The following is a 12,247-nucleotide window of genomic DNA, read 5'->3' on the forward strand; positions in this document are numbered from 1 at the left end:
CAACGACACACCTCTTTATATCCCTACTGTTTATCCGTTGTACTTCTTGTCCATTATGTGGTGCAATTTTGCACCTAACCAATAATAGAATACAGAGCAAGTCGTGACACCTTTCGCCAGTGCCATCCTAGAATGGTATGACGCATATGGAAGAAAAGATCTTCCGTGGCAACAAAATAAGACCGCATACAGTGTCTGGTTGTCTGAAATTATGCTTCAGCAAACTCAGGTCACTACGGTTATTCCGTATTACCAACGTTTCTTGGAGCGCTTTCCAACCGTGATCGATCTTGCCAATGCTGAGCAAGATGAAGTCCTACACCTTTGGACTGGCTTAGGGTATTACGCCCGAGCCCGTAACCTTCACAAAGCAGCACAAGAGGTCGCCTCTAAATACAATGGTGAGTTTCCTCTTGATATAGAGAAAATGAACGCCCTACCGGGGATTGGTCGCTCTACTGCTGCCGCCATTTTATCGTCTGTGTATAAACAACCACACGCGATTCTTGATGGTAACGTGAAGCGCACTCTATCCCGCTGTTTCGCAGTCGAAGGATGGCCAGGACAAAAAAAGGTTGAAAACCAGCTGTGGGAAATTGCCGAAACGCATACCCCACAAACGGATGTAGATAAGTATAACCAGGCAATGATGGACATGGGCGCAATGGTCTGCACACGCAGCAAACCCAAATGTAGCCTCTGCCCTGTTGCTGATCTGTGTGTGGCAAAGCAACAAGGTAATGTGCTCGACTACCCGGGCAAAAAACCGAAGAAAGATAAACCAATCAAGCAAACTCGTTTCGTGATGCTTCACCACAACACCGAAAATGGTCATGAGGTGTGGTTGGAGCAAAGACCACAAACAGGCATTTGGGGTGGCTTATTCTGCTTCCCACAAACCGAACATGTGGATGCAGAAAGCGACATTGAATTGCTACTGGATCAACGCGGCATTCAAGCCAGCAATATCAAACAGCAGCAAACACTGATTACCTTTCGTCATACCTTTAGCCATTACCACCTAGATATCACGCCAATTTTGATTGATTTATCAAAGCAACCGGACGTGATAATGGAAGGCAACAAAGGTCTTTGGTATAACTTATCTAAACCTGAAGAAGTCGGTTTAGCCGCGCCAGTAAAACTATTGCTGGAAACGCTACCCCACGAACTTCGTTAATTGAATACAAGGAGTCATTATGAGCCGCACTGTATTTTGTGCTCGACTAAAGAAAGAAGGCGAAGGTCTAGACTTTCAACTTTACCCTGGTGAACTAGGTAAACGCATTTTCGACAACATCTCGAAAGAAGCGTGGGCTCAGTGGCAACACAAACAAACCATGTTGATCAACGAGAAGAAACTCAACATGATGGATCCAGAACACCGCAAACTGATCGAAACAGAAATGGTAAATTTCCTCTTTGAAGGAAAAGACGTTCATATCGAAGGTTACACACCGCCGAGCGAATAAAGTCGCTTGAGTTAAACAATGACATCACAACCATTTGTGGTGTCATTTTTCTATTACCTTCAATAACTCTGATACTTATGAAAAAAATTGTCTTTATCGCTGCCGCACTTTTAATGGCAGGCTGTAGCCGTGAATTCGTCGAAAAGATTTATGACGTCAACTACGAGCCAACAAACCGTTTTGCCAATAACTTAGCTGAGCTACCAGGACAATTTGAAAAAGATACTGCGGCGCTAGATGCCTTAATCAATAGCTTTTCAGGCAATATTCAAAAGCGCTGGGGTAAAAAAGAAATCAAGTACGCTGGCAAGAGTAATTACGTTAAGTACATCGATAACTACCTTAGCCGCGCCGAGGTCGACTTTCGCAAAGGCGTGATCACGATAGAGACCGTATCACCGACCGAGCCCCAAAAACACCTAAAAGACGCGATTGTCACCACCTTATTAACACCAGACGATCCCGCGCACGTCGACTTATTCTCCTCTAAAGGTATCACGTTAGAGGGGCAACCATTCCTGTATAAACAAGTTGTCGACCAAGACAATAAGCCAATTCAATGGTCTTGGCGGGCAAACCGATTTGCGGAATACCTCATCGCAAATAAAATAAAAACCAAAAATGTAGATTTCAAGAAAGCGTATTACGTCGAAATTCCCATGGTTGAAGACCACTTTTCAACTCGCAGCTACCAATACGCCGATATCGTGCGTCGAGCTTCCAAGAAATACGACATTCCAGAAGACTTGATATACGCCATTATTAAAACCGAGAGCAGTTTCAACCCATACGCGGTAAGTTGGGCAAATGCGTATGGCCTAATGCAAGTTGTACCTAAAACAGCGGGACGAGATGTGTTCAAACTCGTGAAAAAGCGCTCGGGCCAACCAAGCCCTGAATATTTGTTTAATCCAGAAAACAACATAGATACTGGTACTGCGTATTTCTATATCTTAAAAAATCGTTATTTAAGAGAAGTCCGCCACCCTACCTCTCTCGAGTACAGCATGATTTCAGCTTACAATGGCGGTACTGGAGGAGTTTTAAACACATTTCATCGCAGTGATCGCAAACGCGCAATGCAAGATCTTAATTCATTGCAACCCAACCAAGTTTATTGGGCGTTAACCAAGAAACACCCGAACGCAGAAGCGCGTCGCTACCTAGAAAAAGTTACAAATTTCAAAAAGGAATTTAACTCGAAGCAAACTTTGTAGTGACAGTTGAATAAAAAGCGTTCGAACAACCACTTTTTTGAAATTATTTAAAAAAAGTGGTTGACGCAACGCGGGAAAATCCGTTTAATAGCGCTCCGTTGCCCGGATAGCTCAGTCGGTAGAGCAGAGGATTGAAAATCCTCGTGTCGGTGGTTCGATTCCGCCTCCGGGCACCACAATTTGATTTGTTGGTGTCTTAACGAAATGTTATAACACGGACAAAAGCACAAAGAATAAAGTGTGCCGACTTAGCTCAGTAGGTAGAGCAACTGACTTGTAATCAGTAGGTCACCAGTTCGATTCCGGTAGTCGGCACCATTCTTTTGCCTCGATAGCTCAGTCGGTAGAGCAGAGGATTGAAAATCCTCGTGTCGGTGGTTCGATTCCGCCTCGAGGCACCATATTTGGTGCACTTGCTTCATAAGCAAGACACAAAAAAGAATAGTTCCTCCTTAGCTCAGTTGGTAGAGCGACGGACTGTTAATCCGCAGGTCGCTGGTTCGAGCCCAGCAGGAGGAGCCAATTTCTAGAATCTTACTTAAGTGAGATTTTAAAAACTGAAGAGATAATCTCTTCTAGAAAGAATACAGTGTGCCGACTTAGCTCAGTAGGTAGAGCAACTGACTTGTAATCAGTAGGTCACCAGTTCGATTCCGGTAGTCGGCACCATTCTTTTGCCTCGATAGCTCAGTCGGTAGAGCAGAGGATTGAAAATCCTCGTGTCGGTGGTTCGATTCCGCCTCGAGGCACCATATCTGGTGCACTTGCTTCATAAGCAAGACACAAAAAAGAATAATTCCTCCTTAGCTCAGTTGGTAGAGCGACGGACTGTTAATCCGCAGGTCGCTGGTTCGAGCCCAGCAGGAGGAGCCACTTTTAAAGCCGCATCACTTGATGCGGCTTTTTTGTATCTGCTTTATACGTCATTTCTCACTTTCCCATTTATCTGCACTTCATTTCTAAACATCAGCGAACATTAAATCCTTTCTTCAAAAATACTTATTTCACGCTAAAAATTTAATCCTCATCGTAATTTCAATACGCATTAGTATCCGAGCATATTTATCTTCACTAAGATGCCCAAGTTATTACATTTCTTCTTTTAGCTATGCCTTGCATAGTGATAACACTTTATTTGTGAGCTAAATATGAAACTAAAAACTCAAGCCTATTTATTATCTGCGATCATATTGCTAGCTCTCCTAGCTCTGACCGCAACGGGCTTATGGACACTTCGCGTCGCAAGTAACCTTGATAACAAAGCTCGAGTTACTGAGCTATTTAAAAGTGCGTACAGCATACTTACCGAAGTAGAAAAGATGGCTATCGAAGGCAAAATGCCGGAAGACGAAGCGAAAGCATTAGCCACTCGCCTACTTCGTAACAATATCTACAAAGACAACGAATACGTTTATGTCGCAGATGAAAATATGATGTTCATCGCCGCACCACTAGACCCTCAACTGCACGGAACCAGCTTCCATGACTTTAGAGATGGCAGTGGTAATAGCGTAGGCCAACTCATTCTAGATGTATTGGGGCACAAAACAGGTCAGATCGTTGAATATACCTGGAGCCAAAAACAAGCTGATGGCAGCATTGAAGAAAAACACTCGATAGCAGAAAAAACACCACACTGGGGCTGGGTTGTCGGTACAGGTATTGGCTTTAATGAAGTTAACGCACGTTTTTGGTCGACAGCACAATGGCAGCTTGTGCTGTGTCTGATTATCGCGGGAAGTATTCTAAGTGGCCTGATCATTTCGATTCGCAAAATGCTTCATCTACTTGGTGGAGAGCCTAACGACGTGCGTAAAGCAGTTCAAGCTGTCGCTCAAGGAGACATTCAGACCAGTTTTGATACTGTGGCACCGAGAGGAAGTATCTATCGTGCCGTGCAAGATATGAGTCAATCACTAGCTACTATGGTGACAAACCTAGAGAAGTCTATGCATGCACTGCGCGCAGAGTTGTTTGCCGTAGAGGCTCGATCAAATACGATTGCCGATCTTACCGTATCTCAGCAGCAATCAACGGCGATGATTGCCACTGCGATGACTGAAATGGCATCTTCAGCCAACCATGTTGCCAATTCAGCAAGCGACACCGCAAACAATACGGACGAGGCTGACAAACAAAGCCAACATACTCAGAAACTCATTCATAACACGGTTGAAAACATTCAAGGTTTAGCTTCTCAATTAAATACTGCGAGTAAAGCGGTCGCCGATCTAGATCAGGATGTAAATAATATTGTAAAAGTGCTCGATGTGATTGGTGATATTGCAGAGCAAACAAACCTATTGGCACTCAATGCAGCCATTGAAGCAGCACGTGCTGGAGAACAAGGCCGAGGCTTCGCAGTCGTTGCTGATGAGGTACGCAACCTAGCAGGACGCACACAAGACAGCACAAAAGAGATTCAGTATATGATCTCCAATCTGCAAGAAGGCTCTCGCAATGCCATTCACACAATGGAAATATGTGCAGAAACCAGTGAAAGCACTGTTACAGAGTCTAAGAATGCCTCTGAAGCTCTACAGCAAATTGTAACGGCGTTAGAATCTATCACCACAATGAGCCAGCAGATCGCTACTGCTGCCGCTGAGCAGACGCAGGTTAGCGATGATATTGCGCTACGCATAAACCTTATCGAGGAAAGCGGAGGCCAACTCAACTCTGTCGTAACCGAGAGCCAATCAAATACTCAAAGTTTAGCTTCACTAGCGAATGAGCTAGAAGGTTGGGTAAACAAGTTCTCAGTAAAGCACTAGTTTAAAGTCAATTGTTCAATAAAAAGCACGTTTTCAGACGTGCTTTTTTGTTTTTATCGCCTTTATTTTGCAAGTGAACACACTATCAATGTTAAAACATCGCTTAAAGCATGGCGCATTGCTGCTAAAAACGCATAAAAACAGCCCACTCCGAGCACAAATTCATCAAACGATATTTTATTTTAATTTTATTGTTGACCTGAAAGCCGAAAAGCCTTTTAATACACCTCGTCGCCCGGATAGCTCAGTCGGTAGAGCAGAGGATTGAAAATCCTCGTGTCGGTGGTTCGATTCCGCCTCCGGGCACCACAATTTATTAATTGTTGGTGCTTAGCACGAACAATGTTAAAGAATAAAATGTGCCGACTTAGCTCAGTAGGTAGAGCAACTGACTTGTAATCAGTAGGTCACCAGTTCGATTCCGGTAGTCGGCACCATTTATTCTCTTAAAAAGACAATTCCTCCTTAGCTCAGTTGGTAGAGCGACGGACTGTTAATCCGCAGGTCGCTGGTTCGAGCCCAGCAGGAGGAGCCAATTTTCATTATTAAGTTAATAACTTATTAATGACATTGTGCCGACTTAGCTCAGTAGGTAGAGCAACTGACTTGTAATCAGTAGGTCACCAGTTCGATTCCGGTAGTCGGCACCACTTATTAAAATTTGTTCCTCCTTAGCTCAGTTGGTAGAGCGACGGACTGTTAATCCGCAGGTCGCTGGTTCGAGCCCAGCAGGAGGAGCCATATTAGAAGAAGCCGCATCACTTGATGCGGCTTTTTTGTATTAGTTTAAAGCTAAGCTCTCTCCTACTACCCACGAAATAACATAAGCGCTTTGATTATTAAAAACCGCTTACCGCAAGCTAACTATCGACTCACTAAGTAACCAGAAAATATTAACCACAAACGCGCGTGGCAAATGGTGTATCTTTCAACTAAAAAAAGCCAGGTAAAAACCTAGCTTTTTAATTCAATCGGCCATCTCTGAAATCAGCTTAAACCACCAAGACAAATATACTTTGTCTCCAGATATTCATCGAGTCCTTGCTTAGCACCTTCCCGTCCAACACCCGACTCTTTAACTCCACCAAATGGAGCCACTTCAGTAGAGATGATCCCTTCATTAACTCCAACCATGCCGTACTCTAAACCTTCACTAAAAGCCATAATACGCTTCAAGCTATTCGTATAGAAATAGCAAGCCAAACCATATTCTGTATCGTTCGCCATTTCGAGAACTTGATAATCATTTTCAAAGGTAACAATAGGCAACACAGGCCCGAATAGCTCTTGCTGAACAATCGACATATTCTGCGTCACACTATCCAAAAGAACGGGCTCCATAAAGCGACCAGGCCGTCTCTGTGGAGAGTTAGCAATAGAGGCTCCTTCTTGTACAGCTTGATCGATCACCGCCTCTAGTCGATGCTTAGAGGCCATCGTAATAACAGGACCTAATGTGACACCTTTCTCTAAACCATTTCCAAGCTTTAATTTGCTTAACTTCGACAATACTTTATCAATAAAAGCTTGTTTTACATTTTTATGAACATATAGCCGATTGGTACAAACACATGTTTGCCCTGCATTACGGAACTTCGACGCGACAAGCCCTTCCGCAGCCGCATCTAAGTCTGCATCTTCAAACACGATGAAAGGCGCATTACCACCCAACTCCATCGACACCGCCTTGACTGAATCACTGGCTTGCTTCATCAAAATTTTCCCAACGCGCGTAGACCCCGTAAAAGAGATCTTCTGAATCCTAGGATCAGTACTTAGTACTTGACCAAACTCAGCAGCCTGCTCCGACACCACGACAGAAAGCAGTTCTTTAGGGATACCAGCCTGATAAGCTAATTCAACAACAGCAATTGCAGTGAGAGGGGTAAGCTCTGATGGCTTGATCAACATGCCACAACCTGCCGCTAGGGCTGGTGCTGCTTTTCTTGTAATCATCGCAATAGGGAAGTTCCAAGGTGTAATTGCAGCGCATACTCCCACAGGCTGGCGAATTGCAGATAGACGTCTATCTGTCGTGGGGGCAGGAATAACTTCGCCATAAGCACGTTTTGCTTCTTCTGAGAACCACTCGACAAAAGAGGCACCATACATCACTTCCCCTTTGCTCTCAGCTAAAGGTTTACCCTGCTCTAAGGTAATAATCGTGGCTATGTCTTCTGCATTATCAAGAAGTAGTTGATACCACCCCCTCAAACGACGAGAGCGCTCTTTGGCACTTAATTTAGCCCAACGGACTTGCTCCGTTTTGCACTGACCAATGAGATCATCTAACTCATCAAGAGTACTGGGCTTTAACCGAATTAACTCTTGCTCAGTTGCAGGGTTGATGACCACAATTCCCTCTTCGGAAGACCATTGCTTAAATACAGATTTCAGCGTTTCATTTTTTATTTGTTGCATCATCAAACATACTCCTCAAGAACTCCTCTTAGGTTAATCGCTACTAGCAAGTTCAGCAAAGAAAACAAAGTTTTCTAAAAGGCATTAATTTTCGGAAGACTTAGATCTCTTCCTCACTATACTTCGGGAAATTGCGCAATACACGCAACGACGGCCCCGCTCTAAACATGGAAGCAATGAATGTTTGAGAAATAAGATGTAGAAAATTATTGTTTAAGAGAGACGCTAACAAAACACGCAGTGAGGAAGACTATTCATTCTACTACGGTTGAGGGCGAGTGTTATAAAGACTCATTGTTCAAATGACCAATCTTTCAACGAGGACATGATACAAACTCGGAGTAATTAGAAGTGCAGGCAGCAGGCTCATCTTCCTGAGAAACTCATGCGCCAATAGGGTAAAGAAAGTCGTATTGTCTCGCCTTCAATGTGTAAATGCATTTCTAGGGGACACGACCAAACGAAAAAGCCCCAGTCTTTCGACTAGGGCTTAATATAAGTGGCGGAGTGGACGGGACTCGAACCCGCGACCCCCGGCGTGACAGGCCGGTATTCTAACCAACTGAACTACCACTCCGCAGTGGTATCACTCGCTTTAATAAGCAAGCGTCCGCTTTTGTCTTCACTTTTCGAAAAGTGAAAATAAAACTAAAGCCTGGCGATGTCCTACTCTCACATGGGGAAACCCCACACTACCATCGGCGCTATTTCGTTTCACTTCTGAGTTCGGCATGGAAATCAGGTGGGTCCAAAATGCTATGGTCGCCAAGCAAAATTCTTTACATTTTGTTTTAGGCTTTAATTTAAAACATAAAACAAACAATAAATGGTGCTGATACCCAGAATCGAACTGGGGACCTCATCCTTACCAAGGATGCGCTCTACCGACTGAGCCATATCAGCACATTATTTGTGTCCGTGAGGACTAAAAAAGCCCGCTTTTACAAACGGGCTCTCTTAACTTTTGTCTTCGCCTTTTGAAAAAGGAAAAAACTAAATTTAAAGCCTGGCGATGTCCTACTCTCACATGGGGAAGCCCCACACTACCATCGGCGCTATTTCGTTTCACTTCTGAGTTCGGCATGGAATCAGGTGGGTCCAAAACGCTATGGTCGCCAAGCAAATTCTTTAATCTGGAAAGCTGTCTTTTAATTCTCGTTCTTACACATTCAATATTCTTTCATTGAGTCCATCAAAACCCCTTGGGTGTTGTATGGTTAAGCCTCACGGGCAATTAGTACAGGTTAGCTCAACGCCTCACAACGCTTACACACCCTGCCTATCAACGTCGTAGTCTACGACAACCCTTTAGGATACTTAAAGTATCAGGGAGAACTCATCTCAAGGCTCGCTTCCCGCTTAGATGCTTTCAGCGGTTATCGATCCCGAACTTAGCTACCGGGCAATGCGTCTGGCGACACAACCCGAACACCAGAGGTTCGTCCACTCCGGTCCTCTCGTACTAGGAGCAGCCCCTTTCAATTCTCCAACGCCCACGGCAGATAGGGACCGAACTGTCTCACGACGTTCTAAACCCAGCTCGCGTACCACTTTAAATGGCGAACAGCCATACCCTTGGGACCGACTTCAGCCCCAGGATGTGATGAGCCGACATCGAGGTGCCAAACACCGCCGTCGATATGAACTCTTGGGCGGTATCAGCCTGTTATCCCCGGAGTACCTTTTATCCGTTGAGCGATGGCCCTTCCATTCAGAACCACCGGATCACTATGACCTGCTTTCGCACCTGCTCGAATTGTCATTCTCGCAGTCAAGCGGGCTTATGCCATTGCACTAACCTCACGATGTCCAACCGTGATTAGCCCACCTTCGTGCTCCTCCGTTACGCTTTGGGAGGAGACCGCCCCAGTCAAACTACCCACCAGGCACTGTCCGCAACCCCGATAAGGGGTCAACGTTAGAACATCAACACTACAAGGGTGGTATTTCAAGGACGGCTCCACGCAATCTAGCGACTGCGCTTCAAAGCCTCCCACCTATCCTACACATGTAGGGTCAATGTTCAGTGCCAAGCTGTAGTAAAGGTTCACGGGGTCTTTCCGTCTAGCCGCGGGTACACTGCATCTTCACAGCGATTTCAATTTCACTGAGTCTCGGGTGGAGACAGCGTGGCCATCATTACGCCATTCGTGCAGGTCGGAACTTACCCGACAAGGAATTTCGCTACCTTAGGACCGTTATAGTTACGGCCGCCGTTTACCGGGGCTTCGATCAAGAGCTTCGACCGAAGTCTAACCCCATCAATTAACCTTCCGGCACCGGGCAGGCGTCACACCGTATACGTCATCTTACGATTTTGCACAGTGCTGTGTTTTTAATAAACAGTTGCAGCCACCTGGTATCTGCGACTCTCAATAGCTCCATCCGCGAGGGACTTCACCGTCGAGAGCGTACCTTCTCCCGAAGTTACGGTACCATTTTGCCTAGTTCCTTCACCCGAGTTCTCTCAAGCGCCTTGGTATTCTCTACCCGACCACCTGTGTCGGTTTGGGGTACGATTCCTTACAATCTGAAGCTTAGAGGCTTTTCCTGGAAGCATGGCATCAATGACTTCACATCCGTAGATGCTCGACGTCGTGTCTCAGCCTTAGAAAGAGCCGGATTTACCTAACTCTTCAGCCTACGCACTTGAACCTGGACAACCGTCGCCAGGCCCACCTAGCCTTCTCCGTCCCCCATCGCAATTGTAAGAAGTACGGGAATATTAACCCGTTTCCCATCGACTACGCCTTTCGGCCTCGCCTTAGGGGTCGACTTACCCTGCCCCGATTAACGTTGGACAGGAACCCTTGGTCTTCCGGCGAGGAGGTTTTTCACCCCCTTTATCGTTACTCATGTCAGCATTCGCACTTCTGATACGTCCAGCATGCGTTACCACACACCTTCAACCGCTTACAGAACGCTCCCCTACCCAATATACAAAAGTATATTGCCGCAGCTTCGGTTTACTACTTAGCCCCGTTACATCTTCCGCGCAGGCCGACTCGACCAGTGAGCTATTACGCTTTCTTTAAATGATGGCTGCTTCTAAGCCAACATCCTGGCTGTCTGAGCCTTCCCACATCGTTTCCCACTTAGTAGTAATTTGGGACCTTAGCTGGCGGTCTGGGTTGTTTCCCTCTCCACGACGGACGTTAGCACCCGCCGTGTGTCTCCCGGATAGTACTTACTGGTATTCGGAGTTTGCAAAGGGTTGGTAAGTCGGGATGACCCCCTAGCCTTAACAGTGCTCTACCCCCAGTAGTATTCGTCCGAGGCGCTACCTAAATAGCTTTCGGGGAGAACCAGCTATCTCCAGGTTTGATTGGCCTTTCACCCCTAGCCACAAGTCATCCGCTAATTTTTCAACATTAGTCGGTTCGGTCCTCCAGTTGATGTTACTCAACCTTCAACCTGCCCATGGCTAGATCACCTGGTTTCGGGTCTATATCCAGAGACTGAACGCCCAGTTAAGACTCGGTTTCCCTACGGCTCCCCTAGATGGTTAACCTTGCCACTGAATATAAGTCGCTGACCCATTATACAAAAGGTACGCAGTCACAGGACAAGCCTGCTCCTACTGCTTGTACGTACACGGTTTCAGGTTCTATTTCACTCCCCTCACAGGGGTTCTTTTCGCCTTTCCCTCACGGTACTGGTTCACTATCGGTCAGTCAGTAGTATTTAGCCTTGGAGGATGGTCCCCCATATTCAGACAGGATATCACGTGTCCCGCCCTACTCGATTTCACTGAACACACGTCGTCAACTACGGGACTATCACCCTGTATCGTCGGCCTTTCCAGGCTGTTCGTCTAACGCGTGTAAAGCTTAAGGGCTAGTCCAATTTCGCTCGCCGCTACTTTCGGAATCTCGGTTGATTTCTTTTCCTCGGGGTACTTAGATGTTTCAGTTCCCCGGTTCGCCCTGTTGAGCTATGTATTCACTCAACAGTAATACCTTATGGTATTGGGTTTCCCCATTCGGAAATCCCAGACTCAAATGGTTTTTACTACCTAATCTGGGCTTATCGCAAGTTAATACGTCCTTCATCGCCTCTGACTGCCAAGGCATCCACCGTGTACGCTTAGTCACTTAACCATACAACCCGAAGGAGTTTCGAGTTGATGTTCAAATCACCAAAGTTGTCTCTCATTATTTGAATGAGCGAGAGACATATCGATTTTGCCGGACTCAATTTCGAATAATCACTGTAAAAGTGATATTCCCAAGAACACTTGAATGTGTTTTTTGGTGTTTGTCATAAAGACAAACATTGAGAACTTTACAAACAATCTTAAAAGATTGTTTTGTCAGCTTTCCAAATTGTTAAAGAGCTAGATTTTCTGATGAAAACCATTTTT

5 protein-coding genes, 14 tRNA genes and 3 rRNA genes are annotated in these 12,247 nt (G+C 45.5%); 16 read left to right on the forward strand and 6 right to left on the reverse strand.

Annotated elements, in window-relative coordinates:
• Nucleotides 1-103 precede the first annotated feature (103 nt).
• The 16 genes from mutY (at nucleotide 104) to H9L11_RS04340 (ending at nucleotide 6,204) form a co-directional block, all read left to right on the forward strand.
• Complete coding sequence (gene mutY / locus H9L11_RS04265; protein WP_205391005.1) at nucleotides 104-1,180, forward strand: A/G-specific adenine glycosylase; 1,077 nt, start codon at nucleotides 104-106, stop codon at nucleotides 1,178-1,180.
• A gap of 19 nt (nucleotides 1,181-1,199) precedes the next feature.
• Nucleotides 1,200-1,472: an oxidative damage protection protein gene (locus H9L11_RS04270; RefSeq protein ID WP_005381002.1), complete on the forward strand. Its 273-nt coding sequence runs from the start codon at nucleotides 1,200-1,202 to the stop codon at nucleotides 1,470-1,472.
• Between the two features lie 77 nt (nucleotides 1,473-1,549).
• Nucleotides 1,550-2,689: a membrane-bound lytic murein transglycosylase MltC gene (mltC, locus tag H9L11_RS04275; RefSeq protein WP_005381001.1), complete on the forward strand. Its 1,140-nt coding sequence runs from the start codon at nucleotides 1,550-1,552 to the stop codon at nucleotides 2,687-2,689.
• Between the two features lie 100 nt (nucleotides 2,690-2,789).
• Nucleotides 2,790-2,865: transfer RNA gene (locus H9L11_RS04280), tRNA-Phe, on the forward strand.
• Between the two features lie 66 nt (nucleotides 2,866-2,931).
• Nucleotides 2,932-3,007 (forward strand) — tRNA-Thr (locus tag H9L11_RS04285).
• Nucleotides 3,008-3,014: 7 nt separating this feature from the next.
• Nucleotides 3,015-3,090, forward strand: a tRNA-Phe gene (locus H9L11_RS04290).
• Between the two features lie 45 nt (nucleotides 3,091-3,135).
• Nucleotides 3,136-3,211: transfer RNA gene (locus H9L11_RS04295), tRNA-Asn, on the forward strand.
• Nucleotides 3,212-3,282: 71 nt separating this feature from the next.
• Nucleotides 3,283-3,358: transfer RNA gene (locus tag H9L11_RS04300), tRNA-Thr, on the forward strand.
• Nucleotides 3,359-3,365: 7 nt separating this feature from the next.
• A tRNA-Phe gene (locus H9L11_RS04305) sits at nucleotides 3,366-3,441 on the forward strand.
• Between the two features lie 45 nt (nucleotides 3,442-3,486).
• Nucleotides 3,487-3,562, forward strand: a tRNA-Asn gene (locus H9L11_RS04310).
• Nucleotides 3,563-3,837: 275 nt separating this feature from the next.
• Nucleotides 3,838-5,463 carry a methyl-accepting chemotaxis protein gene (locus H9L11_RS04315; protein ID WP_205391006.1) on the forward strand — a complete coding sequence of 542 codons (1,626 nt, stop codon included), beginning with the start codon at nucleotides 3,838-3,840 and terminating at the stop codon, nucleotides 5,461-5,463.
• Between the two features lie 233 nt (nucleotides 5,464-5,696).
• Nucleotides 5,697-5,772 (forward strand) — tRNA-Phe (locus tag H9L11_RS04320).
• Nucleotides 5,773-5,824: 52 nt separating this feature from the next.
• Nucleotides 5,825-5,900, forward strand: a tRNA-Thr gene (locus H9L11_RS04325).
• 22 nt (nucleotides 5,901-5,922) lie between these two features.
• Nucleotides 5,923-5,998: transfer RNA gene (locus tag H9L11_RS04330), tRNA-Asn, on the forward strand.
• A gap of 39 nt (nucleotides 5,999-6,037) precedes the next feature.
• A tRNA-Thr gene (locus H9L11_RS04335) sits at nucleotides 6,038-6,113 on the forward strand.
• Nucleotides 6,114-6,128: 15 nt separating this feature from the next.
• A tRNA-Asn gene (locus tag H9L11_RS04340) sits at nucleotides 6,129-6,204 on the forward strand.
• Nucleotides 6,205-6,450: 246 nt separating this feature from the next.
• Here the strand turns inward: H9L11_RS04340 and H9L11_RS04345 are convergent.
• From H9L11_RS04345 to H9L11_RS04370, 6 genes are all read right to left on the reverse strand, one after another.
• Nucleotides 6,451-7,887 carry an NAD-dependent succinate-semialdehyde dehydrogenase gene (locus H9L11_RS04345; RefSeq protein ID WP_205391007.1) on the reverse strand — a complete coding sequence of 479 codons (1,437 nt, stop codon included), beginning with the start codon at nucleotides 7,885-7,887 and terminating at the stop codon, nucleotides 6,451-6,453.
• A gap of 497 nt (nucleotides 7,888-8,384) precedes the next feature.
• Nucleotides 8,385-8,461: transfer RNA gene (locus tag H9L11_RS04350), tRNA-Asp, on the reverse strand.
• Between the two features lie 76 nt (nucleotides 8,462-8,537).
• Nucleotides 8,538-8,654: ribosomal RNA gene (gene rrf, locus H9L11_RS04355) — 5S ribosomal RNA — on the reverse strand.
• Between the two features lie 57 nt (nucleotides 8,655-8,711).
• Nucleotides 8,712-8,787, reverse strand: a tRNA-Thr gene (locus H9L11_RS04360).
• Nucleotides 8,788-8,888: 101 nt separating this feature from the next.
• Nucleotides 8,889-9,004 (reverse strand): 5S ribosomal RNA (rrf, locus tag H9L11_RS04365).
• A 93-nt stretch (nucleotides 9,005-9,097) separates the two neighbouring features.
• Nucleotides 9,098-11,984 (reverse strand): 23S ribosomal RNA (locus tag H9L11_RS04370).
• Nucleotides 11,985-12,247: the final 263 nt, after the last annotated feature.

It is taken from the genome of Vibrio sp. sp1 (assembly GCF_016920955.1).
Classification (GTDB): Bacteria; Pseudomonadota; Gammaproteobacteria; order Enterobacterales; family Vibrionaceae; genus Vibrio; species Vibrio alginolyticus.